20 protein-coding genes and 2 pseudogenes are annotated in these 22,830 nt (G+C 70.2%); 12 read left to right on the plus strand and 10 right to left on the minus strand.

The annotated features are described in order from the left end of the window. Window positions 1–8: 8 nt before the first annotated feature. On the minus strand, window positions 9–698 hold the full coding sequence (locus P2Q00_RS23665) for a TetR/AcrR family transcriptional regulator (RefSeq protein ID WP_275774670.1): 690 nt from the start codon (window positions 696–698) through the stop codon (window positions 9–11). Between the two features lie 252 nt (window positions 699–950). Here P2Q00_RS23665 and P2Q00_RS23670 point away from each other — a divergent pair, with 252 nt between their 5' ends. Next, complete coding sequence (locus P2Q00_RS23670) at window positions 951–1,199, plus strand: DUF2630 family protein (protein WP_275774671.1); 249 nt, start codon at window positions 951–953, stop codon at window positions 1,197–1,199. Between the two features lie 16 nt (window positions 1,200–1,215). Here the strand turns inward: P2Q00_RS23670 and P2Q00_RS23675 are convergent, their stop codons facing one another. The 3 genes from P2Q00_RS23675 to P2Q00_RS23685 all read right to left on the minus strand — a co-directional run bounded on the left by P2Q00_RS23675 (window position 1,216) and on the right by P2Q00_RS23685 (window position 3,209). Then, a complete protein-coding gene (locus P2Q00_RS23675) occupies window positions 1,216–1,905 on the minus strand; it encodes an HAD family hydrolase (RefSeq protein WP_275774817.1) in 690 nt (229 codons plus the stop codon). Continuing rightward, window positions 1,905–2,579 (minus strand): phosphatase PAP2 family protein, encoded by a 675-nt coding sequence (locus tag P2Q00_RS23680; protein WP_275774672.1) that lies wholly within the window; start codon window positions 2,577–2,579, stop codon window positions 1,905–1,907. Before P2Q00_RS23680 ends, P2Q00_RS23675 begins: the two co-directional genes overlap by 1 nt. A gap of 84 nt (window positions 2,580–2,663) precedes the next feature. Next, window positions 2,664–3,209, minus strand: coding sequence for a DUF5134 domain-containing protein (locus P2Q00_RS23685; RefSeq protein WP_275774673.1), 546 nt, complete (start codon window positions 3,207–3,209; stop codon window positions 2,664–2,666). A 166-nt stretch (window positions 3,210–3,375) separates the two neighbouring features. On the opposite strand from P2Q00_RS23685, the gene P2Q00_RS23690 reads away from it, so the two are divergent. The 4 genes from P2Q00_RS23690 (at window position 3,376) to P2Q00_RS23705 (ending at window position 8,623) form a co-directional block, all read left to right on the plus strand. Continuing rightward, window positions 3,376–5,001: an FUSC family protein gene (locus P2Q00_RS23690; protein ID WP_275774674.1), complete on the plus strand. Its 1,626-nt coding sequence runs from the start codon at window positions 3,376–3,378 to the stop codon at window positions 4,999–5,001. Between the two features lie 47 nt (window positions 5,002–5,048). After that, complete coding sequence (locus tag P2Q00_RS23695; RefSeq protein ID WP_275774675.1) at window positions 5,049–5,591, plus strand: MarR family winged helix-turn-helix transcriptional regulator; 543 nt, start codon at window positions 5,049–5,051, stop codon at window positions 5,589–5,591. 138 nt (window positions 5,592–5,729) lie between these two features. Beyond that, window positions 5,730–8,279 carry a carbohydrate-binding protein gene (locus P2Q00_RS23700; protein WP_275774677.1) on the plus strand — a complete coding sequence of 850 codons (2,550 nt, stop codon included), beginning with the start codon at window positions 5,730–5,732 and terminating at the stop codon, window positions 8,277–8,279. A gap of 50 nt (window positions 8,280–8,329) precedes the next feature. Further along, entirely contained in the window at window positions 8,330–8,623 is a 294-nt protein-coding gene (locus P2Q00_RS23705; RefSeq protein ID WP_275774678.1) for a DUF1905 domain-containing protein, read from the plus strand. Here P2Q00_RS23705 and P2Q00_RS23710 read toward each other — a convergent pair whose 3' ends face one another. Beyond that, entirely contained in the window at window positions 8,624–9,388 is a 765-nt protein-coding gene (locus tag P2Q00_RS23710) for a VOC family protein (protein WP_275774679.1), read from the minus strand. 178 nt (window positions 9,389–9,566) lie between these two features. Between P2Q00_RS23710 and P2Q00_RS23715 the strand changes: the two are divergent. Then, window positions 9,567–10,151 (plus strand): annotated as a pseudogene (locus P2Q00_RS23715) (GNAT family N-acetyltransferase); the annotation flags it as partial. A 198-nt stretch (window positions 10,152–10,349) separates the two neighbouring features. On the opposite strand, the gene P2Q00_RS23720 reads toward P2Q00_RS23715, so the two are convergent. Then, window positions 10,350–10,973, minus strand: coding sequence for a TetR/AcrR family transcriptional regulator (locus P2Q00_RS23720; protein ID WP_275774680.1), 624 nt, complete (start codon window positions 10,971–10,973; stop codon window positions 10,350–10,352). A 148-nt stretch (window positions 10,974–11,121) separates the two neighbouring features. Here P2Q00_RS23720 and P2Q00_RS23725 point away from each other — a divergent pair, with 148 nt between their 5' ends. The 4 genes from P2Q00_RS23725 (at window position 11,122) to P2Q00_RS23740 (ending at window position 14,841) form a co-directional block, all read left to right on the plus strand. Continuing rightward, on the plus strand, window positions 11,122–12,117 hold the full coding sequence (locus P2Q00_RS23725) for an NADP-dependent oxidoreductase (RefSeq protein WP_275774681.1): 996 nt from the start codon (window positions 11,122–11,124) through the stop codon (window positions 12,115–12,117). 66 nt (window positions 12,118–12,183) lie between these two features. Continuing rightward, window positions 12,184–13,050, plus strand: coding sequence for an alpha/beta fold hydrolase (locus P2Q00_RS23730; protein WP_275774682.1), 867 nt, complete (start codon window positions 12,184–12,186; stop codon window positions 13,048–13,050). Between the two features lie 31 nt (window positions 13,051–13,081). Then, entirely contained in the window at window positions 13,082–13,888 is an 807-nt protein-coding gene (locus P2Q00_RS23735) for a strictosidine synthase (RefSeq protein ID WP_275774683.1), read from the plus strand. Between the two features lie 119 nt (window positions 13,889–14,007). Next, window positions 14,008–14,841, plus strand: a complete 834-nt coding sequence (locus P2Q00_RS23740) for an enoyl-CoA hydratase/isomerase family protein (RefSeq protein WP_275774684.1) — start codon at window positions 14,008–14,010, stop codon at window positions 14,839–14,841. Between the two features lie 560 nt (window positions 14,842–15,401). On the opposite strand, the gene P2Q00_RS23745 is transcribed toward P2Q00_RS23740, so the two are convergent. Continuing rightward, window positions 15,402–16,115: an SDR family oxidoreductase gene (locus tag P2Q00_RS23745; protein ID WP_275774685.1), complete on the minus strand. Its 714-nt coding sequence runs from the start codon at window positions 16,113–16,115 to the stop codon at window positions 15,402–15,404. Between the two features lie 167 nt (window positions 16,116–16,282). Here P2Q00_RS23745 and P2Q00_RS23750 point away from each other — a divergent pair, with 167 nt between their 5' ends. After that, the gene (locus P2Q00_RS23750; RefSeq protein WP_275774686.1) at window positions 16,283–16,870 is read left to right on the plus strand and encodes a TetR/AcrR family transcriptional regulator; all 588 of its coding nucleotides are present in this window, start codon (window positions 16,283–16,285) and stop codon (window positions 16,868–16,870) included. 708 nt (window positions 16,871–17,578) lie between these two features. On the opposite strand, the gene P2Q00_RS23755 is transcribed toward P2Q00_RS23750, so the two are convergent. The 3 genes and pseudogenes from P2Q00_RS23755 to P2Q00_RS23770 form a co-directional block, all read right to left on the minus strand. Further along, complete coding sequence (locus tag P2Q00_RS23755; RefSeq protein WP_275774818.1) at window positions 17,579–18,667, minus strand: alkene reductase; 1,089 nt, start codon at window positions 18,665–18,667, stop codon at window positions 17,579–17,581. 117 nt (window positions 18,668–18,784) lie between these two features. Further along, window positions 18,785–19,849: pseudogene (locus tag P2Q00_RS23760) on the minus strand (alkene reductase); the annotation flags it as partial. A gap of 503 nt (window positions 19,850–20,352) precedes the next feature. After that, window positions 20,353–21,699 (minus strand): aldehyde dehydrogenase family protein, encoded by a 1,347-nt coding sequence (locus tag P2Q00_RS23770; RefSeq protein ID WP_275774687.1) that lies wholly within the window; start codon window positions 21,697–21,699, stop codon window positions 20,353–20,355. Window positions 21,700–21,872: 173 nt separating this feature from the next. Here P2Q00_RS23770 and P2Q00_RS23775 point away from each other — a divergent pair, with 173 nt between their 5' ends. Continuing rightward, on the plus strand, window positions 21,873–22,793 hold the full coding sequence (locus P2Q00_RS23775; protein WP_275774688.1) for a helix-turn-helix transcriptional regulator: 921 nt from the start codon (window positions 21,873–21,875) through the stop codon (window positions 22,791–22,793). The last annotated feature ends 37 nt before the right edge of the window (window positions 22,794–22,830 follow it).

Here is a 22,830-nt window from a genome sequence, read left to right on the forward strand (position 1 = left end):
AAGTGCAGTTACGGCTTCGGCTGTACGGGCCGTGCTTCGGGCTGCTCGCCGGTCGCGAAGAAGCGCGACAGATCCGTCTCGTACGTCGTGCCGGACGCCGCCCTGCTGTCCGGCGGCGCGCCCATCTCCCAGTCGAGCCGGTAGCGCTTGAACAGCTCGGCCCGCAGGGTCGCGATCGGCATCGGCACATTCGGCAGCACCATCGCGTAGACGGCGCCCATCAGCAGGGAGCGCAGCATCGGATAGTCCGCGTCGACGTCCTGCGACCCGTGCCGGGCGACGGCGTCCCGCAGCAGTTCGGCGAGGCGCTGCTGCTCCGGGCACTGCACAAAGCCCTCCGCCTGCAGCAGTCCGGCCATGTGCTGGCGCATCAGCACGGGCCGGTCCCGGGCCAGGCGCAGAATCGCGTCGATGGCCCGCGCCATCCGCTCCCGGCCGTCCTCGGTGCGCGGCTCGCGCTCCACCGCCTCCTCCAGTGTGCGGTGCATCAGCCGGTGCACCGCGGACTGCACGAGCTGGCGTTTTCCCGGGAAGTAGTACGACACGAGGCCACGTGCCGAACCGGCTCTGTCTGCGATGTCGCCGAGGGTCGTCGCCTCGTATCCGTGCTCGCCGACGAGCTCGACGGCCGCCTGCAGGAGCCGCTCCCGGGAACGTCTCCGCAACTCTTCATTGACCGAGGCGCTGCGCGGGGACATGCTGTAACTCCTGCGTTGACTGGCTGCCAGCCAACTATACTCAGAACGTCCTGACCGGAGCTCCGCAGGGGCTGGTCAGGGCTGCCGTCTGCTTCGGGCGACGCGGGGGATCGTCCGAGGCGGGCGGCCTCATCGCCCTGAAGGTGTCCTCAGGCTACTTTCCGGGCCGCGCGAACTTCCACCGCATCCACCGCACAGCCGTCGCGTCGTCCCTAGGGTGGTCGGAAGTGCCGAGCCGAGGAGCGTGCGGACATGGAACAGGACCAGCGGATCCTGGCCAGGATCACGGAGATGGTCGAGGACGAGCGGGGGCTCCGGGAGTCCCTCGCATCCGGCGAGATCGACAGCACGACGGAACACCAGCGACTCGGTGTGCTGGAACGCGAACTCGACCAGTGCTGGGACCTGTTGCGGCAGCGGCGCGCGAAGACCGAGTTCGGGGAGAACCCGGACGACGCGCAGGCGCGGCCCTCGTCGCAGGTGGAGGGCTATCTGGAGTGACCGGGCAGCGCCGAGGTCAGTCCGTCAGGTCCAGCACCGGACGCAGCCCGTCCGGCCGCTCGGCCGCCGGCAGATGGTCCACGAAGTGCACCCGGCACCCCAGGGCCGCGGCGCCGCCGTCCGCCCGCCGGTCGTCGCCGACCATCAGGGTGTCCCGCGGGTCGACCTCAAGTGCCTCGCAGGCGGCCGCGAACAGCCGGGGATCGGGCTTCTGGATGCCGTGCTCGTACGACAGGACGTACGCGTCCACGTAGCGGTCGAGGCCGTGCTCGCGGAAGATCGGGCGCAGGTCCCAGCCGATGTTGCTGACCACGCCGATGCCGATCCCGCGCTCGCACAGCCCGTACAGCACCTCGGCGGCATCGGGGTAGGGCGTCCACGCGTCCGGCGTCATGTGCCGGTCGTACAGCGCATTGTGCAATTCCGGGTCGGGGAGCCGCACTTGGCGGGAGAGCCCGGTGTAGGCGGCCCGGTGCAGTTCGGCGCTCTGGTCCCGGATCCGCCACATCTCGGCGAGATCCTCGGGCAGTTGCGCCGGATCCGCCCCGCCGGGCAGCGCCCCGGCGACCTGCAGCGCCTTCGCCGCCTGGGTCAACTCCGGTTCCGGGAGCGAGATCTCGGCCTCGTCCAGCACGGCACGCAGCCAGGACTCGGTGGACTCGATGCGGAAGAGCGTGCCGGAGAAGTCGAACAGGACGGCCATCATCATGAGTGGATCTTACGCTCGTGGACCACCACGGCCAGCGCCACGAGCAGCGCCCCCAGGAGCCAGCCGCCCACCACGTCGGACGGCCAGTGCACGCCCAGCCACACCCGCGTGAGACCCACCCCGAGCACGGACACCATGCCCGCGGCCAGCGCCGTACGCCACAGGGCGCGGCCGGGGCCGTAACGCTGCACAAGCCACAGCAGCAGGCCGCACACGACCGTGGCGGTCATCGCATGGCCCGAGGGGAAGGCCGCGTAACGGGCCGAGTCGACGGGATCGGGCCAGACCGGCCGGGGGCGGTCGACGGCGGCCTTGACGGCCTGTTGCAGCACGGTGCCCAGGGCGCAGGTGGCCGCCAGCCACAGCGCCGTCCACCATGCCGAACGCCGCCACACCAGCCACACCACGGCGACCGCACACACCAGACGCATCGTCCAGGGGTCCCAGACCCAGTCCGTCAGGATGCGGAACGCGTGAGTGAGGCCGGTTGCGTCGACGGCCCAGCGGTGGGTGGTGCGGGCGATGTCGCCGTCGGCGCCGGTCAGTGGGTGCCATTCGACGGCGACCAGGGCGAGCAGCAGCGCGGAGCACAGGGCGAGGACGGTCGCGGCGCGGGCGGCGGTGCGATGGGGCGGCGGGCAGGGCGGGGAGCCGACGGGCGGGTTGTGCATGCAGTGATCCTCGCCGACCGGCTGGGTGCGAGACCAATGCCCGTGCGATCCTGCCTGTCCCGGTGCCCGCAGCCCCGGCATGCGTCACAGCGTGATCAGCATCGCCACCATCCCGATCCCCATCGACAGCCGGCACGCCCGCGCCAGCTCCGGCCGGTCGCCCCATCCCGCCGCCCCGCCGGCCGTGGCCACGACAGGCATCAGCCGCACGCCGGACAGCAGCACGTACCCCATGAAGTAGAGCAGCAGCACCCCTGTCACCAAAGGGACTCCGGACGAACCCGGGTGCCCGGCGTGGTGGTGCGGGGCGGCGGCCATCACGACCGCCATGTAGACCATGGCCGAGGCGCCCACCAGATGGTGCAGATGGTGCGCGCCGGTCCGTGCCGTCCACAGGGCGCGCAGCGCGGCGGCACCGAAGACGGCCGCGTAGCCGGGCCAGGCCCAAGTCGGCGGGGTGAACGCCGCCGCCGGCACGGCCATGGCGGCCATCCCGAAGCCCATCAGCGCCTCGCCGCCCGCGGCCCGGCGCTGCTCCTCGACCGCGCTGCGCATCCGCAGCAGGCAGTAGGCCCCGGTCGCCGCGCACAGCGCGACCAGCAGCCAGCCGGGCGAAGCCGGTCCGTGCACGCGCACCTCCCCGCTCGACGGTGTCGACAGTCGGTGGTTGCCCGCACCACGCGGCGCGCACGCAAGCGCAAGGGTGTACACGGGGAGCATTCGCCGGAGCACAGCAGGTGAGCGTGCCCCTTTCCGAGATTCTTTACGAGTAAAACACCTGCTAAGCTTACGAATCATGAGCCGTGCGACCCCTGCCCCCGCCACCCCGCGCGTCCACCGCCTCCCCCTGGCAGGCGTGCTGCGCGTGGGCCGCCCCGCGGACATCTGGTTCAAGCCCGCCCTGAGCGTGGTCGCCTCGGTCGCCCCGCCCAATCTGACGCTGCTGGCCCTCGGGCGGCTCGACCTGGCGATGTACACGATGGCCGGGTCGCTGTGCGCGCTGTACGCCCACAACCGCCCCTACGCCGCTCGGGCCCGCGCCCTGGCCTGGGTGGTCCTCGGCATGGTCGGCGGCCTCGCCGTCTCCCTGGTCACCGCCTCGCTCACGGGAAGCGCCGTCGTGCTCGTCACCGTCGGCGCCCTGCTGGCCGCGGCGCAGAAGGCGCTGTGCGACGCGACCCGCATCGGCCCGCCCGGCAATGTGGTCCCGACCTTCATCACCTCCGCCGCCCTCTTCGCCCCGGGGACCCTCGGCCAGGTCCCCGCCCACCTCGCGCTCGCCCTCGCGGCGGGCGGCTGGGCCTGGCTGGTCGGCATGGCCCCCGGACTGCTGCGCCCGCACGGCCCGGAGCGTCGGGCCACCGCGGGCGCCCTGAACGCCGCCGCCGCGTACGCCGTCACCCGCGGCACCGCAGACGGCCACGCCCGGGCCCGGGCCGCGGCGGCCGCCGCCGTCCAGGCCGCCTGGCAGCCGCTCCTGGCCACCGGCGACGCCCGCACCCGGCGCGCCCTCGAACGCCTCGTCGTCCGCGCCGAGGTCGCCCTCGCGGCCCCCGCCGACACCGACCCCGGGCAACTGCGCACCTGGGCGCGCGAGCTGACCGGCAGCGGGCCGATCCCGCAGGTCCATGACCCGGCAGCCGCCGACGAACTCCTCGGCGTGGACGTCGAACTCGCCGCCCCTGCCCGCCCGTTGTGGCAGCGACTCGGCCCGCTCGCCCCGATCGCCGTCCGCACCGCCCTGGGCTGCGCCCTCGCCGGGTACGCCTCCCTCGCCCTCGGTATCGGGCGCCCCTACTGGGCCCTGGTCACCGCCGCCTCCCTCTACCAGGCCAACATCCGCCTCACCTGGAGTCGCGGCGTCCAGCGCGTCGTCGGCAATCTCGTCGGCGTCCTGCTCTTCGCGGCCGTCGTCCCGCTCGCCCACCTCGGCCCGGCGGCCCTCGTGCTGTGCTGCCTTGCCCTCAACTTCGGCGCCGAGGCCCTGATGGGCCGCAACTACTGGCTCGGCAGCGTCTGTGTGACCCCGATGGCGCTGCTCATCACCGAGTTCACCCGATTCCAGGAGCCGGGGCAGCTGATCACCGAGCGGATCGTGGACACCCTCGTCGGCGCTCTGGTCGGCTTCCTCGCCGCCGTCGCCGTCACCAACCGCCGCGCCGGCGACCGCGTCGAGCACGCGTTGACCGCCGTCGAGCGCTCCCGCGAGCACACCGCCCGCCTCCTGGCCGAGCCCGCCCCCGCCCCGGGCGCCCTGGAGGCCGCCCGCCGCTCCCTGGTCGCCGCCCTGGCCGACCTGCGCGCCACCGCCGACGCCGCGTCCGGCGAGTGGTGGCAGCGCGCCCTGCCCCAGGAGCGGGTCGTGCGCGTCGAGCAGGCCGGACACCGTACGCTCGCTGCGACGGTCGGACGCAGGCTCTGAGGGCGCCAGGGGCTGCACCGGAGTGCGAGAGCGGAGGACGTACGGCCATGACGGCAGCGAACGGACGGCAGGCGGGCGCGACCGGGGGCGAGGACACCGTCTCCGCGGTCGTCCGGCAGTGGCAGGCCGTCCACCCCGGCCTCGACACCGGCCCCATGGAGATCATCGGCCGCATCAACCGGTGCGCCGCCCTCCTGCAGCAGGCCGAGGACGCCCCGCTGCGCCGGGCGGGCCTGAGCCGCCCCGAGTTCGACCTCCTCGGCGCACTGCGCCGCACCGGGCATGAACTGACCCCCGGCGAACTCGCCCGCGAGACCTTCTCCTCGGGCGCCGCCGTCACCAAGCGCGTCAAGCTGCTCACCGAGCGCGGCCTGGTCGAACGCCGCGGCGACACCCGCGACCGCCGTGTCGCCCACCTCCGCCTCACGGACGCCGGCCGCGAGCTCGTCGACGGGATCCTCCCCGAGCAGCTGGCCTACGAGACCGCCGTACTGGCCGTCCTGGATCCGCAGGGACAGGGCGAACTGGCAGGGCTGCTCGGCGAGTTGCTCGGCCGACTGGAAGGCCGCCTCGGCGCGCTCCGCGTCTGAGAGCCGGTGAACGGGCCGCCTTCGGAACTTTCGGAGGCCATGAGCCCGTTGACGTGATCGACACGCACTCCCTACGTTCGACCAGGCCGGTTCGGATCACCGACTGGCGTACGAAATGCCGAACGAGAGGGCGATGTCGTGACAGCCGAAACGCTCACTGTCGACCTGGGCACGGAGACCGGCCCCTTCCACGGCGGCGCGAGCGGCACGCTCTACGGTCTGTACGGTGACGGCGTGCCCAGCCGCACCGTCGTCGAGGGCATGTACGTCCGCACGGTCACCACCAAGGCCCAGGACGGCATCCAGCACCCCGGCGCCGACGCCCTGGAGATCCTGCCGCCGTTCGTCGCGGCGGGCGGCAAGGACGTGTATGTCTACCTGACCGACATCCACCGCGGCTTCCCCTACGAATGGCCGGGCGCCACCGGCGAGGAACGCCTCGCCGCCTACCTGGAGAGCATCCGCCGCCAGGTCGGGCAGATGCAGACGCTCGGCGCGCTCAAGTCCCATGTCGTGTACGTGCCGTTCAACGAGCCCGAGGGCAACATGTTCGGCACCGGGGAGTGGAGCTACGACGGCGTCTCCTGGCACACCGAACCGGGCCCCTATTTCGCGGCCTGGCAGCAGGCCTACCACCTCATCAAGGGCCTCGACCCCGAGGCGCGCATCGCAGGCCCCAACACCTGCATCCTCTATCCCGAGGTGCGCGGCTTCCTCCAGTTCGCGCGCGAGCACGGCGTACTGCCCGACGTGATCACCTGGCACGAGCTGTCCTCGCCGGACGAGGTTCGCACGAACGTCGCCAAGTACCGTGAGCTGGAGCGGGAGTTGGGCATCGGCCCGCTGCCCGTCAACCTCAACGAGTACGCCCACAACTACCACCTGTCCGTCCCCGGGCAGATGATCCAGTGGATCGCCGCCATCGAGGAGTCCAAGGTCGACGCCGACATGGCGTACTGGAACATCGCCGGCAACCTCAACGACTCGGCGGTCGAGGCGAACAAGGGCAACGGCCAGTGGTGGCTGTTCAACGCCTACGGGCAGCTGTCCGGCAACACCGTCCGCGTCACCGCCCCGCACCCCAACGTCCAGTACACGCTGCAGGGCCTCGCCACCCTCGACCGGCTCAAGCGACAGGCCCGCGTGCTGTTCGGCGGTGCGAGCGGCGCCGCGGACCTCGTCATCGAGGGCGTCGCCGCGGACGTGTTCGGCACGACCGTCCATGTACGCCTCCAGGAGATCCCCTGGAGCGGCCAGGTCGGCGCATCCCCCCAGCCGTTGCGGCTGCTCGACGCCGAACTGCCGGTCACGGACGGCAGGGTGGCACTGCCGCTGACCGACCTCGACGACATGTCCGCCTACCAGCTGATCCTGGCACCGGGCGGCCACGGCGCCGCGCTGCTGCCGCCCCCGGCCGGCCGGCGGCTGACGTACGAGGCCGAGGACGCGACGTACACGGGCGACGGCTACACGAAGAACGGCCCCGAGGGATCCCCCTCCGACGTCGACAAGTTCGCGACCTCCGGCGGCTACCACATCGGCGGTCTGCGCACCGGTTCCGACGGCGTGCTCGCCTTCGATGTCGAGGCGCCGCAGGACGGTACGTACGACATCCGTGTGTTCGCGGGCTCCCACAACCTGGCCGACCTGGTGCGCGAGAACGGCCCCACGAACGTCTTCCTGCGCATCGACGGCAAGGACGCGCGCGAACTGCGGCTGCCGCTCGGCTACAAGTGGGCGGTGTGGGGCCACACCGACACCGAGGCCGAACTGACCGCCGGCCCGCACCGCATCACCCTCGCCGCGCAGGACCCCGACCTCGGCACGACCAAGGGCGACGCGGTCGTCGACAAGCTGGACCTCGCGCTGCGCGACGGCCAGGAGGCCCTGTACGACGCCGAGTTCGCGGCGCTCGGCGCGGGCGCACGGGTCAGCTACGCCAACCTCGGCGCCTCCGGACCCGGCGCCGCCGTCCTCCCACGAGGCGGCACCGTCACCTTCTGGGTGCACGCCGCCGACGACGGCGAGGCGACGCTCACCGTCGACCTGCTCGGCCCCGGCGAGGGCCTCCTCACGGTCAACGGCGAGGAGCTCGGAGGCGTGCAGCGAGGCGCCGTCCCGCTCTTCCTGGCCGGCGGCATCAACAAGGTGACGGTCACCGGGACTTCGGAACGTCTGGTCGTGGACCGGCTGCGCGTCGCCCCCTCCCGCGCACTGCTGCCCGCGTACGTGTCCGCCGCCGAGGACGGCATCCTGAGCGGCACGGCAAGGGTTGCGGGACGCTCGTATGCCACCGGCGGCAAGGCGGTCGACGGCATCGGCGCCGGCCCCGGCAACGCCCTCACCCTGACGGTGACGGCCGAGCGCGCCGGACGCCACGCGCTCACGATCCGCTACTCCAACGGCGAGCAGGCGCCCGCCACCCACTACAACCCCGACCCGGTCTGCCGCCACGCGGACATCTCGGTCAACGGCGCCGCCGCGCACCGCGTCCTGTTCCCCACCACCTTCCACTTCAACAACTTCTGGAACCTCTCCGTCCCCGTCACCCTGGACCAGGGCACCAACACGCTCACCGTCACCGCCGACGAACTCCCCGACTTCGACGGCCGTACCCGCAACGAGTACGGTCAGCGCTCGGCGTACGCCCCGGTCATCGACCAGGTGACGGTGACACCGCTCGCCTGACGGGGCCCTGTCGTGACCTGACCGCTCTCGAAGAAGTAAGGGGCCAGACCGTGGAGTTCACGTTCGCCGGCCGGGTGATCGAGTGGCGCGGCCCGGCGCCCTACTACTACCTGCCCGTGCCCGACGAGGAGTCCGCGGACATCCGCGAGGTCGCGGCGATGGCCAGCTACGGCTGGGGCGTGATCCCCGTGGCCGCGCGGATCGGCGACGTCGACTTCGAGACCTCGCTGTTCCCCAAGGACGGCGGCTATCTGCTGCCGCTGAAGGCCGCCGTCCGGGCGCCGCAGCAGATCACGGTGGGCGACGAGATCAGCGTCGAGATGACCGTGCGGCTGCAGCACTGATCAATGCTCGTCGCCTGCCCGGTACACGCCGAACACGGCTCCCTGCGGATCCCGCAGCACTGCGATCCGCGGCCCGTCGGGCACGGAGGCGGGTTCCATGAGGACGGTGCCGCCCGCCTCCGTCGCCGCGGCCGCGGAGGCGTCCACGTCGGCCACCGCGAAGTACGGCAGCCAGTGCGGCGCCACCTCGGGCGGGAACTTGTCGTCCATCCGCACCATGCCGCCGAAGTCCGCGCCGTCGATGCCCCACTGCGTGTAGTGCTCCGAGGAGTTGACGCTCCAGCCGAACACCGTCGTGTAGAAGCTCTCGGCCAGCTCGGGCGCGCGCGTCAGCAGCTCCACCCACCCCAGTGAACCGGGTGCGTTGAACAGCCCGGCCCCCGGGAAGGCCCGTGCCTGCCACAACTGGAAAGCGGCACCGGCCGGATCGCGCGCCACCGCGAAACGGCCCACGTCGAGCACGTCCATCGGGTCGAGCAGAACGGTCCCGCCGGCCGCGGTCACCTGCTCCGCTGCGGCGTCCACGTCCGCCACCGCGAACGACACGTTCCACGCGACGGGCTGCGACTCCTGGTAGAGCGGGGTCAGCGCGGCGACCGCCGCGTCCCCGAGGTGCGCGACCGTGTAGCCGCCCGCCTCCTGGCGCGGATCCGTCTCGTTGCGCCAGCCGAACAGCTCGGTATAGAACCACTTGGCCGCCGCCAGGTCGTCGGTCCCCAGCTCGGTCCAGCAGGGCCCGCCGGCAACGGGCTTGTCGAGCTTCATGGTGTGCCTTCCGCAGCCTTGGGTGAACACAGGCCCCTCCAGCACGCTAAGCCCGGTCCAGGCCTCCGGCCATCCGGCGAATTCCCTCGCACACGGCGCCGCCCCCGACGTACGCTCGCACCCGTACCGCACCGCATGGCGGCCTCCAGCCCATCACCCCTGCCCCGGAGGTTTCCGCATGTCCGCGCTCACGGTGCGCCCCTTCCGCCGCGACGACCGCGACCAGCTCACCGACCTGATCAACGCGCATGTAGCCGCCGTCGTCCCCGGTGTCTCCGTCTCGGTCAACACCGTCCTCAGCGACCTGGAGCGCCGCCCCGGCGAGTTCATCACCGACCCCTGGGTGGGCGAGCGCGTGACGCTTGTCGCCGAGCAGCGCCGGTATGTCGTGGCCGCCGCCCACCTGCTGCGCTACCGCTCCGGCGACGAGGTCGGCGAGACCTACCGGGACGCCGGCGAGATCGACTGGTTCCTCTGCCGTCCGCCGGCGTCCTTCTGGCCCGACTCCGCGGAGGCCGGGGACCGGCTGATGGCCGCGTGCCTGGCCCAGCTCGCCCGCTGGAAGGTCCGCGTCCGCTACGCCGACGGCGCCGTCCCGGCCCCCGTCGTCCATGGCCTGCCCCGCAACTGGCCGCACATCCGCGCCCTGTACGAACGCTCGGGCTTCCGGCACATGGGCGACACGGAGATCATCCTCCTCGCACGAGCGGCCGACCTGCCCGCACCCGAGCCCCGGCCGGGCACGACGTTCGAGCGCACGTTATGGACAGGGTTTGCGGCTGTCCGTTGTCCGCACTGCCGGACTGCCGGACTGCCGGACTGGATGTTCTTGCCGAGTTGCGCGGCGCGGATCGCGGCGACGTACCCGCTCGGGCCGGCGCCAAGGGCGACGACGTCGTAGTGCGCACTCATGACGTGCCCCTTGCCAAGGTGTTCGATGGTTGGCTCGTGGAGCGAGTGGTCATGCCGCGCGGTGGTGGGGTGCCAGAGTGGCGTGGATCTGGTCGCGGATGTCGCCGAGGACGGCTTCGTCGCTGCGGTGCAGGTACAGAGTGGCGGTGGTGCTGATGTGGATGATCGCGGTGATCACCCGCGCCAGCGTCGCCGCGTCGGCGGCATCGATGTACTCGTTGTGGGTGAACAGGCCGGTGATGCCGTCCTCGAGGCGGTCGGCAAGGGCTAGACCCGCTTGCCGGTAGGGCTCGGCCGGGTCGCCGAAGACGAGTTCGTGCAGGTATGTGCGGCCGTTCTCGGTGTGCTCCCTCAGGCACTCCACCACGGGACGGAGGAGAGCGATGACCGGCTCCAGCACGCCCTGTCCGACGGCGGCGTTGGCGGCGGCGAGGCCGGAATCGATGGCGGCGGCAAACTTCTCGTTCTGCACCATGATCAGCAACTCGGCCTTCGTGGACGCGTACAGGTAGAGGGTGCCGATCGCGACGTCGGCCCGGTGGGCGACCTGCTGTGTCGTGACCCCGCTGACGCCGTGTTCGGCGAACAGTTCGCGGGCTGCGGTCATGATGCGCTCGCGCTTTGCCTGTTTGGCCCGCTCGCGGCGCCCGATCGGCATGCGGCCGCGTCCCATGGGACCTCCCTTGACAATAATTCTGAGCCGACTCATAATTGAGTGTACTCGGATTGATGGAGTGAGGCGAGGCCCCAGACGTCACGCCGACTTGGCCGATCTGGCCTCATGCCTGGATCAATAGGACGAAGACAAGGAGTGGCGCCCCATGCGAGCGTTCGTCGTCACCAAGTACAAGGAGCCGCTGCAGGAGGCGGACGTCCCCGAACCCACCATGGGGGAGCACGACGTGCTCGTCCGGGTGGAGGCCGCCGGACTGAACCCGCTGGATGAGAAGATCCGCGCCGGTGAGTTCAAGCAGATCCTGCCCTACAAGGTGCCGCTGATCCTGGGCAACGACGTTGCGGGCACCGTCGTCCGCGTCGGGACGGCAGTTCGCGGCTTCAAGCCCGGAGACGAGGTCTACGCCCGGCCCCACCAGGACCGCATCGGCACGTTCGCCGAGCGCATCGCCGTAGCGGAGGGCGACCTGGCGCTCAAGCCCGCTTCGATCAGCATGGAAGAGGCCGGCTCGCTGCCGCTGGCGGCGCTCACGGCGTGGCAGGCGCTGGTGGAGCGCGGGAAGCTGCGGCCCGGGCAGAAGGTTCTCATCCACGCCGGCGCCGGCGGGGTCGGTTCGATCGCGATCCAGCTCGCCGCGCACCTCGGCGCGAGCGTCGCCACCACCGCCAGCGGTTCCAACGCGGCCTACGTGCGCGCGCTCGGCGCGGACACGGTGATCGATTACCGCACCCAGGACTTCGAGCAGCTCCTGACCGGCTACGACCTGGTGCTGGACAGCATCGGTGGGGAGACCCTCGAGAAGTCCCTGCGGGTGCTCAAGCCCGGCGGCAAGGCCATCGGGATCGCCGGTCCCCCGGACCCCGCGTTCGCCCGCCAGGCCGGCCTGAACCCGCTGCTGCGCCTCGCGGTCACAGCCCTGAGCCGCAAGATCCGCAAGCAGGCGAAGAAGCTCGGCGTGACGTACGAGTTCCTGTTCATGCACGCCAGCGGCGACCAGCTCCGCCAGATCACCACCCTCATCGACCAGGGCGCGGTGCGCCCGGTCGTGGGAAAGGTGTTCCCCTTCGACCAGACCCCGCAGGCGCTGCAGTCCCTGTCCCAGGGCGGCATCCGCGGCAAGGCCGTCATCGGCAACAGCTGACCCGCCGCAACCGCGACGGGCGACACGAAACACACAGCGACACGGAACACGCAAGGAGAATCCGTCATGAGCAGCACAGACACCCCGAACGAACCCGTCATCACCGCCTACGCGAAGGCCCCGGCCCGCACCGTCCGCGCAGGCGGCGTCACCTACGCCTACCGCGAGCTGGGCCCGAAGGGCGGCATCCCCGTCGTCTTCTTCGTCCACCTCGCCGCGACCCTGGACAACTGGGACCCCCGCATCATCGATCCCATCGCGAAGGGCCGTCACGTCATCGCCTTCGACAACCGCGGTGTCGGGGCGTCCACCGGCCAGGTGCCGGACAGTGTCGAGGCGATGACCGACGACGCCTACACCTTCATCAGGGCCCTCGGGTACGACAAGATCGACGTCTTCTCGTTCTCCCTCGGCGGCATGGTCGCCCAGGCCCTGGTGGTGAAGCACCCCGAGCTCGTCCGCAAGCTGGTCCTCACCGGCACCGGGCCCAAGGGCGGCAAGGACATGGACAAGGTCGCCAGAGTCACCTACTGGGACATCCTGCGTGCCACGTTGACCCGTTCGGACCCCAAGGAGTTCCTGTTCTTCAACCGCAATGCCACCGGCAAGCCCGCCGCACGCGCGTTCGTCAACCGGCTCAAGGAGCGCACCGTCGACCGCGACGCGGACATCAAGACCAAGGCGTTCCAGACGCAGCTGAAGGCGATCAAGAAGTGGGGGCGCTCCGCCCCTGACGACCTGTCGTCGATCACGCAGCCCACCCTGATCGCCAACGGCGACAACGACCGCATGGTGCCGTCGGTCCTGTCGGAGGACCTGCACCGGCGCATCAAGGGCAGCGAGCTGATCATCTACCCCGACTCCGGGCATGGCGGCATCTTCCAGTACCACCAGGAGTTCGCCCCCGTAGCGGTCGAGTTCCTGGCCCGATGACCGCCATCTGACCAGGAAAAAGGGCAACATCATGAGCACGTCGCCGGTCGCCGCGCCCCCGGAAGTGAAGAAGCCTCTCACCTCCTCGATCCTGCTGTGGGTGCGCACCGACCAGCCCCGCCAGACCGGCATGGACCACTGGAAGGGCCCGCACTCAGGGATCATCTCCGCCACCCCGGGTCTGGAGGAGTACCGGCAGATCCACCTCGCCGAGCAGAACACGGGCCTGTGGCCGGCCATCGAGGGGGTCCAGACCGCGATCCCAGCAGACCGGAAGATAGACGGCGTCGCGGAAGTCACGTTCCAATCGGCGCTTGCACCCCTGAAAGGGCGCAAGCAGACGAAGCTGGCCTACGCCGACGAGATCAACGTGTTCCGCCGCACCCTGCTCTACGCCGGCCCGCCGAACTCCTCCCGGTGGTACGACGTCGCGGGCCCCGGAGAGACGGTCGGTGCCCGCGCGCTGATCTACCTTCGCCGCAGGGACGGGGTCGGCGCCGGCGCCTTCCGGAAGTTCGTCAACGAGGAGCTCGCACCCGCGCTCGCCGGCACCGGAGTGCTGAAGGAACTGCGCACGCAGACGTTCCTGCCCTGGACGAAAAAGCTCTGGGACACCCCGGACGTCGCCCACGACAACCCCCACGACCAGCACTTCCACGCCTCGGTCAGCCTCGGGTTCACCGACACCGCGGCACGGGGCGCCTTCTTCAGCGGCAACGCGATCGAGGACCTGTCCGACCGGCTGGCACCGCAGGTCTCCGCGATCCACGCCTACGACGTCGCCGCCGCCCTCACCTACGTCAAGGACGGCGAGATCCTCCCGCACTACCAGGAGTGAGCAGCGCAGACGGGACGCGGGACCGCCGGATCTGCTCGGCACATCCATCCGCCCCGGCTTCCTTGCCCTCCTCGCACCCCAATCGCCGTCTGATACCCACCACGCATCCGGAGCCAGCCATGAGCGAGCAGCAGAGCACCACCCACTACGAGCGCACCTCACCGCAGATCGCGAAGATCACCTTCGCCAACCCACCCGTCAACCTCATCGTCGGCGAGACAGTCCTGCGCCTCATCGAGATCGTCACCGAACTGGCCACCGACCCGGACATCCAGGTCGTGCTGTTCGACAGCGCCACCCCCGACTTCTTCTACAACCACTTCGACCTGGCCGCCGCAGCCGACTTCCCCGCGCCCGAGGACCCGGACGCGGTGCCGGCCTGGACGAATCTGGTCCTGGAACTCTCCAGAGCGCCGTACATCACGATCGCGGCCATCCGGGGACGCACCCGCGGCGGCGGGAACGAGCTCGCCCTCGCCCTCGATCTGCGCTACGCCAGTCGTGAGAAGGCGATCTTCGGACAGCCCGAGGTCGGTAGCGGACTGCTGCCCGGCGGTGGTGGCAGCGAACGCCTGCCCCGGGCCATCGGACGCGACCGCGCCCTGGAAGCCATCCTCACCAGCGACGACTACGACGCCGACACCGCCGAGCGTTGGGGCTGGGTCACCCGCGCCCTCCCCGACAGCGAACTCGACGACTTCGTCGGCACCGTCGCCGCCCGGCTCGCCTCCTTCGACCGCACCTCACTCGCCTCGGCCAAAGCCCAGATCAACCGGGCATCCCTGCCCCCGGACGCGGACCTGGTCGCCGCCTACGGCGAGTTCACCCACTCCCTCACCCTCCCCGGGTTCCTCACCCGGGCCGCAGGCACGCAGGCCGTCGTCGAACAGGCCGGCATCGACTTCGAGTACCGTCTCGGGCACTACATCGGCATCGCCAACCAGCAAAGCTGACACCCATCAGAAAATGAGCACGGACGCAGCGGATGCCGCGTCCGTCCTCTTTTGCCGCGGGGCCCACCTGATTTCCGACGTCTTCGGCACCGTGGTCGACCGGGCACCAACATCGCGGGCGAATTCGAACGCGTCGGCGCCCTCTTCGGGCCACGGGCCGATTGACCAGGACTCACCGCCAAGTGGCGCAGCCTGTACCCGCCGACACCGCTGCGAGTGGCGGCGGGGGAAGTGCCCCGGCGGTCGCTGGACGAACTACACCGGATGATGCGCGGACGAGTGCGCGCCGAGCATGGCCTGACCAAGCTTCACCGACACCGACCGGGCCGACCTCGCGATGCCTGGCACCGCCTGAGCCCGTGGCCCGAAAGCCGCGATGGTCTGTCACCACGGTGGTGCCCCGCTGCTGATCGGGCTGCTGCCGGATCGACCGCCGATGTCATCCACGGCTCGACGGCCGCGACGGTGCACCCCTTCTCGACACCGGCCGGCCAACTGTTCAAACGCCATGGATCACGGAGCCCGACGTGAAGAGATCACGTCGGGGCCGAAGAACAAGCTCAGGCGTCCGTGCTGTGAAGGTCCGGGTAAAGCGCCTCGACCGGGCCGCTCAGAGCCGCCTTGACCCCCTTGGTCAACTCGTCGGCCAGGACCTCGTATTCTCCGGCCTCGACGGCGTCGTAGACCGTCGTCACCAGCTGCGTCGGCAGCATCTTGGGTCCGTCAGCGTGCGCGGCCATATCGGTGTCGACGTAGCCCATGTGCACCCCCGTCACGTGGACGCCCATGGGTGCGAACTCGATGCGCAGCGAGTTGGTGGCCGACCACAGTGCGGCCTTGGACGCGCTGTAGGCGCCGCCGAAGGCATACCAGCTGGCAACGGAGTGCACGTCGATGAGGACTGACCCCTTCTTGGCGGCGAGGACCGGTGCAAAGGCGCGGGCGAGGAAGACCGGTCCGAAGAAGTTCGTCTCCATGTTCGCCCGGATGTCCGCCTCGGTGACGTCCAGCAGGCTCGCGCTCGGCGGGATGGCGCCCGCGTTGTTGACGAGCACGGTGACATCCGCCGCGGCTGCCACGGCCGCGTCGATCGACGCGCGGTCGGTCACGTCAAGGGTCAGGGGGACGATGCGGTCATCGTCCCAGGCGCGGGGGAAGCGGGCAGTGGCGTAGACCTTGACGGCGCCGCGAGCCAGGGCGTCGTGGACGAAGTGGGTACCGATACCGCCATTGGCGCCGGTGACGAGGACGACTGCTCCATCGAGGGAGGGCATGGGCTCCTTCTTTCCGAGGGGGATGCGAGGTACGTGGCTGCGCACGGATGGAGCAACGACACGCCGCCCCGCGATGGGAGAATGAGCGGAGCCACAGTCGAGCTCACACGGTACTGAGTACAATCATAACTGACTATAGTCAGAATCGAATCCTGGAGGACACTGCCATGCCTGTCGGACGGCGCGAGCGGAACAAGCAGGAAAAGCTCGACCGCATCGTCGCTGCCGCCAGTGAACTGTTCGCCGAACACGGCGTCGATGAGGTCACGACCCAGCAGATCGCGGACAAGGCCGACATCGGCACCGGGACCTTGTTCCTTTATGCCAAGACCAAGGGCGAACTCCTCCTGCTTGTGCAGAACGCCAAGTACGCCGAAGCGCTCGAGCAGGGCCGGGCGGACGCCGAGACCGTCCCAGGCGTGCTGGACGCGGTGCTGGCGATCGTCCGGCCGATCGTCGAGTGCAACCGCACCCAGATCGACAACGGACGCACCTACCTGCGAGAGATGGCCTTCGGTGACCCCGAGGAGCCCCGGCACAGCGAAGCACTCGCCATCGTCGCGCAGACCGAGGAGGCCATCGCCGCCGTGCTGCGCCGAGACGAGAGGGTCGCAGAGGGCGACGCCGCGACGCTGGCACACATCGTGTCCGCCGTGATGTTCCTCAGCATGGCGGCGAGCGTGAACATCGCCTTGAGCGTCGAGGAGATCGTGCAGGACATCCAGGGGCAGATTGAGGTCCTGCTGCCTCGCTGAAGCGCGGCCCCAGCCTCAGGCCCAGGCGACCATCCGGGTGGTCCTCGGCTGCGTCATGGCCCGAACCCCTAAATGGCAGGTCATCCGGCCGTTACTGCCCATTCCGACATGGCCGAAGGAGTGGGGCGGGCGGCCGGAGGGCTACCGCCACCGCGTGCTGCTGGGATTCGGTACTGGACGGGAACGGCGTCACAGGGCACCCGACTCCGGCTCCCCTGGTGCGGGTTCCGCAGAGGAAGGGATGGGCGCGTGACCTGGATGCCGCCGGAGCCGATGCTGAGTACGCCTACCCCGTCGCCGCAGCTCAGGGCGGGCTGGGCTGCTGAGCGCAACTTATGGATGGGTTTCGTTCTCTCCGTTGTCCACTTCAGGCATGGGTCAGGGCCCTCCGGTGTGAAGGGCCCTGACCCCGTGGCGGCGTCGGTTCTGCCAGCCGCACCCCGACGCGGTCGCGAACGCGTCCTCCAAGCTTTCGATGCTGCCCTGCGCGGCGACGCGCAGGGCACCGTATCCGGGATCGCCCGCGCCGCGAGTGCCGCCCGTCGCGGCCTCAAGCTCTTCTCTCAGCTGCTGGTTCTCCAAGGTGATCCGCTGGATGCGGCTGGCGCGAGTGCCGTCACCAGGCACATAGGTCAGGACCAGAGGGACTTCGGTGGCCTGACACGCCGCGTCTTGCCTCCGCACTCGCCGGCGATGACCTTGTTCAGTTCACGCGCTGTCGGCGAGCAGCGTCGGGTAGTCGGTGTAGCCGCGGTGGTCGCCGCCGTAGAAGGTGGCCGCGTCGGGGGTGTTGTAGGGGCCGCCGGCCGCGAGGCGGGCGGGCAGGTCCGGGTTGGCCAGGAACAGCGCGCCGAAGGCGACGATGTCCGCGGCGCCGTCCTCGATGAGGGCGAGAGCGCCGGGGCCGGTGGTCCCGGGGTGGGTGAAGGGGTTGAGGATGAACGCCGTCGGCCAGTCCTTGCGCAGCCGGGCAGCCAGGTCGCGGTCCGGGCTCTCGACCAGGTGCAGGTAGGCGAGGTCCAGCCGGGAGAGTCCGGCGATCAGGGTGGTGTAGGTCTCCAGCACATCCGCCGGGTCGGTCTCGGCGATGTCGTTGTAGGGGTTGCCGGGAGAGATACGGAAGCCGGTCCGGTCGCCGCCGATCGCCTCCGCGACGGCCGTGGCGACCTCGATACCGAAGCGGGCACGGTCCGCGGCGCCGCCTCCCCAGCTGTCGGTGCGCAGATTGGTGTTGGGGGCGAGGAACTGGTGGATCAGGTAGCCGTTCGCCCCGTGGATCTCCACGCCGTCGAAACCGGCGGCGATCGCGTTGCGCGCGGCGTCGGCGTAGTCGGCGATCGTCTGGGCGATGTCGTCCTGGTCCAGTTCCTTCGGCGGGACGTAGTCCTGGGGGCCCTGGTAGGTGAATACCTGACCCGCCGCCGTAACCGGGGAGGGGGCGACGGGGAGGAGTCCGTCGGGCAGCAGGCTGGGGTGGCTGATCCGGCCGGTGTGCATCAGCTGCGCGAAGATCGTGCCGCCCTGAGCGTGGACGGCGTCGGTCACCTTCCGCCAGGCGTCGACCTGCTGGGCGGAGTGCAGGCCGGGGGTGTTTGTGTAGCCCTGACCGCCGACCGACGGCTGGATGCCCTCGGTGATGATCAGGCCGGCGCTCGCGCGCTGGGCGTAATAGGTGGCCATCAGCTCCGTCGCCGTGGCTGCGGGAGCATCGGCGCGGCTGCGGGTCATCGGCGCCATAGCGATGCGGTTGGCGAGCGTCTTGCCGCTCAGGTCGATCGGGTCGAACGCGGTGGTCATGGCAGCTTCCTTCGAAGAGTGGGTCAGGTGAAAGAGGCAGGCGGCGGCACGTTCCCTGCGGGGTGGCGGGGAACTGGTGATCGGCAAGGCCGGGGTGGGCCGCCGCTGGAAAACAGTCCCGTAGAACAGTTCCGGCCGCGGCTCGTTCTCCGGGTGGCCACCCTGCCAGCGCGCGACCAGGTCGGGGTTGGCGATGAGAGCCCGGCCCACGACCACGGCATCGGCGTGGCCGGCCTCGATCAGCTGGAGCGCCTGCTCGCGGGTGGTCTGCCCCCCGAAGGGGCCGCTGTTGACAATCAGCTTGCCGTCGAAGCGCCGCCGCAGCTCCTGTACAAGGTCGCCGCCCGGCTCGGCGTGCAGTATGGAGAGGTAGGCCAGGCCCAGCGGGCGCAGCTGGTCCATCAGGGTGCCGTAGGTGGCCAGGACGTCGTCCCGGTCGGTCTCGAAGACGTCCCCGAGGTCGACCTCCGGCGAGATCCGCAGCCCGACCCGCTCGGCACCGACGGCCTGGGCGACCGCCGTGACGACCTCGACGACGAAGCGGGCGCGGTTGTGCGGCGAGCCGCCGTACTCGTCGGCGCGCTGGTTGGCCGCCGGGGAGAGGAACTCCTGGAGCAGGTAGCCGTTGGCGCCGTGGATCTCCACGCCGTCCGCTCCCGCCTCGATGGCCCGGCGGGCCGCGGCGACGAAGTCCTCCAGGGCTGCCCGGATCTCTGCGGTGGTCATCGCTTCCGGTACGGGGTAGGGCTGCTCGCCCTTCTCGGTGAACGTCTTGTTGTCGATGGCGATCGCGCTGGGGGCCAGGATGCGGCGGCCGCCGTTGATGTCGGGGTGGGTGCCGCGGCCGGCGTGCATGATCTGCAGGACGATGCGGCCGCCCTCGGCGTGCACCGCCTCGAACACCCGCTGCCAGCCGGCAGCCTGCTCGTCGGTGGCGATGCCCGGCTCACCGACATACCCCTGCGACGCGTGGTCGGGGTAGGTACCCTCGGTGATGATCATTCCGACGCTCGCCCGCTGCCGGTAGTACTCGACCATCAGGTCCCCGGGAATGCCGGAGGAACCGGCCCGGACCCGGGTTATCGGTGCCATGACGATGCGGTTGGCGAGCTCGATCTTCCCGAGCGAGATAGGGGAGAAAAGCGATTGAACGGGCGAAACATCCGAAACATTGACAGTCATGGGTTTCTTTCTTTCTGCAATACGGAGGAAAGCGGGAGGAAGGTCTGCGACGCAGGGGGTCCGCGCTGTCCCGGCGGAGGCGCGGATGCGGTCCTCGGGCAGGCGCGGGCCCGCTGACGGTGACGCGGTTCCAGGACCGCGATCGGGGTGTGGGGGGTGCTGGCGGCGACCGCGGTGAGAGCCGCATGCCGTCGGCGTCGACGCCGGTCAAGCGCAACTGCCCGCCGGAGTACGGGCGTTCGCTCCTTGCACGCGATCAGCAGTCAGCCAGGCGACGAAGTCACGGGTGCCGCCGCCGGAGTCGGAACGGATCGGTGTCTGCAGGCCGTGCCGCGACCGACTCCCTCGACGCGCCACCGCGAAGGACCGATACACGGCTTCACCTGGAAGGCGCTTTTGGCGGTGGCGGGAACAGCGATCTCAGCGCTCCTCATTCTCACCGGCCTGAGGCACTTCCGCCGGCCGATCGCCCATCGGACAGCCTGCTCCACGAAAGCGCGAGACTAGCTGAGCGGGACGTCCGCGACAGCCTTGAGGTGGCTGAACGTCTCCAGGGAATACCGGCCGTGGTACCGGCCCAAGCCGCTTTCGCCGACGCCACCGAAAGGCAGTCCCGGCATGAGCAGCTGCATCACCGGCTGGCCCCAGGCGACGCCGCCGGAGGACGTCTCCTTCACGAGGCGCGACTTGATGGCCTCGGAGGTGGTGAAGGCGTAGAGCGCGAGGGGCTTTTCGCGTTCGTTGATGAAGGCGATGGCGGCATCGAGGTCTTCGACTTCGACGACGGGGAGGATCGGACCGAAGATCTCCTCCTGCATGATGGGCGATGCGGGGTCGACATCGGTGAGCACCGTCGGTGCGATGAACAGGTCGTCACGGTCGTGCCGGCCTCCCACCGCCGCCCGGCCGGAATCCAGCAGACGGGCGAGTCGGTCGAAATGCCGCTCGTTGATGATCCGGCCGAAGTCAGCTGAGGTTTGCGGGGTGGAGCCGAACTGGGCTTCGACCGCCGCGCGCAGGGCGGGCACCAGTGCGGCGGCGGTGGCCGGATCGGCCAGTACGTAGTCGGGGGCTATGCACTGCTGCCCCGCGTTGCCGAACTTGGCGCCGACCAGCCGCTTCGCGGTCTCGTCCACGTCGGCGTCGGGCGCCACGAAGACCGGCGACTTGCCCCCGAGTTCAAGCGTGACCGGGGTGAGGTTCTTGGCTGCTGCGGCCATGACGATCCGGCCGACCGTGCCATTGCCGGTGTAGAAGATCTGGTCGAAACGCTGCGCCAGCAGGGCCGTGGTCTCCTCGGCGCCTCCCTCGACGACGGTGAGCACGTCGGCGTCGAAGTACTGGCGCAGCAGGCGTGAAGCGACCGCAGATGTGTGCACGGACATCTCGCTCGGCTTGGCCACCACGGTGTTGCCGGCGGCCAGCGCGCCGATGATGGGGTCGATGAGAAGGTGCAGCGGGAAATTCCACGGAGCGATCACCAGGACGACCCCGAGCGGGTCGTACGTGGTGTAGGCCGTGGTCGTGGGACCGAAGTGGGCAGGAACCTCCACCGGGCGGGGCTCAAGCCAGCTCTCGAGGTTCGCCAGTGCCTCGTCGATGTCGGCGACGGTGAAGTCGATCTCCTGCATTTTCGCCTCGGCGGCGTTCTTCCTCAGATCCGCCCAGAGCGCATCGAGCAGCTCCTGCTCGTTCTCCACCAGCAGTGCCCGCAGCCGCTGCAGCTGGTCGACGCGCCAGTCCAATGGGCGGGTGACACCGGTGTTGAACGTCGCCCGAAGGCGGCCCACCACCTCCGCAGCCGTCTCGCTCTGGTGCGTCCTCGACTCGATCCCCTGGGTTGCGCTCATGGGATGTACTCCGTTCTTGATCCAGTCCACGCCCCGGCCGCCTTCCAGCCGGGCACAGTGGCCAGCGTGCTGGACGATCCGGCATCCACCCAGGTCACGGCTTTGCGTACGTGCGCGGTGCCTACCACTGGTTGGGTCAGGAAGGTGTGCGTGCGACCGTGGATACTCGAGGCATGGACGAATACCCCGAACCGGTGCACGAGCCCGCCGCCGACGCCCTGGACCCGCGTGCCGAGCTCAGCGAGTTCCTGCGCACCCGACGCGCCCGGCTGAAGCCGGAGGACGTGGGACTGCCGGACTACGGGCGGTACCGGCGGGTACCGGGGCTGCGCCGCGAGGAGCTCGCGCAGCTGGCCGGGGTGTCCGTGGCCTACTACACACGCCTAGAGCAGGGCAACGGGCGGCACGTGTCGCCGGAGGTCCTCGACGCCATCGCCCGCGCCCTCAGGCTGAGCGACGCCGAGCACGCCCACCTCACGCACCTGGCGAAGCCGAAACAGAAGAAGAAGCCGGCCGGCCGCGCCCAGCAGGTACGGGGCCCCCTGCGGACGCTGCTGGACACCATGGACGGTGTTCCGGCGATCCTCGTAGGGCGGCGCTCGGACATCCTCGTCTGGAACCGGATGGCCGCGGCGGTCTTCGGCGACTGGGCCGAGCTGCCGGCCAGGGAGCAGAACTGGGCGCGGCTGGTGTTCCTGAGGCCCGAGTACCGCGACCTGTTCGTGGACTGGGAGCACAAAGCCAGCGACGTCGTCTCTCAGCTGCGCATGGACGCTGGCTCCCATCCCGACGACCCCCGGCTGTCCGCGCTGGTAGGCGAACTCTCCGTCAAGAGCGAGGAGTTCCGGCGGCTGTGGGCCACCCACGACGTCAAGGAGAAGTGCCACGGCATCCAGCGCCTGCACCACCCGCTCGTCGGCGAACTCGACCTCCGCCTCGAATCGTTCCACCAGGCCGACGCCCACGAGCAGATGCTGGTGACCTACCACGCCGAACCGAACTCCCCGTCGGCGGAGGCTCTGCGACTGCTGGCCAGCTGGGGCGCGGACGCGACCCGGGCGGGAACGAGCACGCCGTCGGCACGCACGGCTTGATCAACTCCCCTTGATCACCGGTAGTCGGCTGAGCGCC

This window comes from Streptomyces coacervatus (genome assembly GCF_029223485.1).
GTDB lineage: Bacteria > Actinomycetota > Actinomycetes > Streptomycetales > Streptomycetaceae > Streptomyces > Streptomyces coacervatus.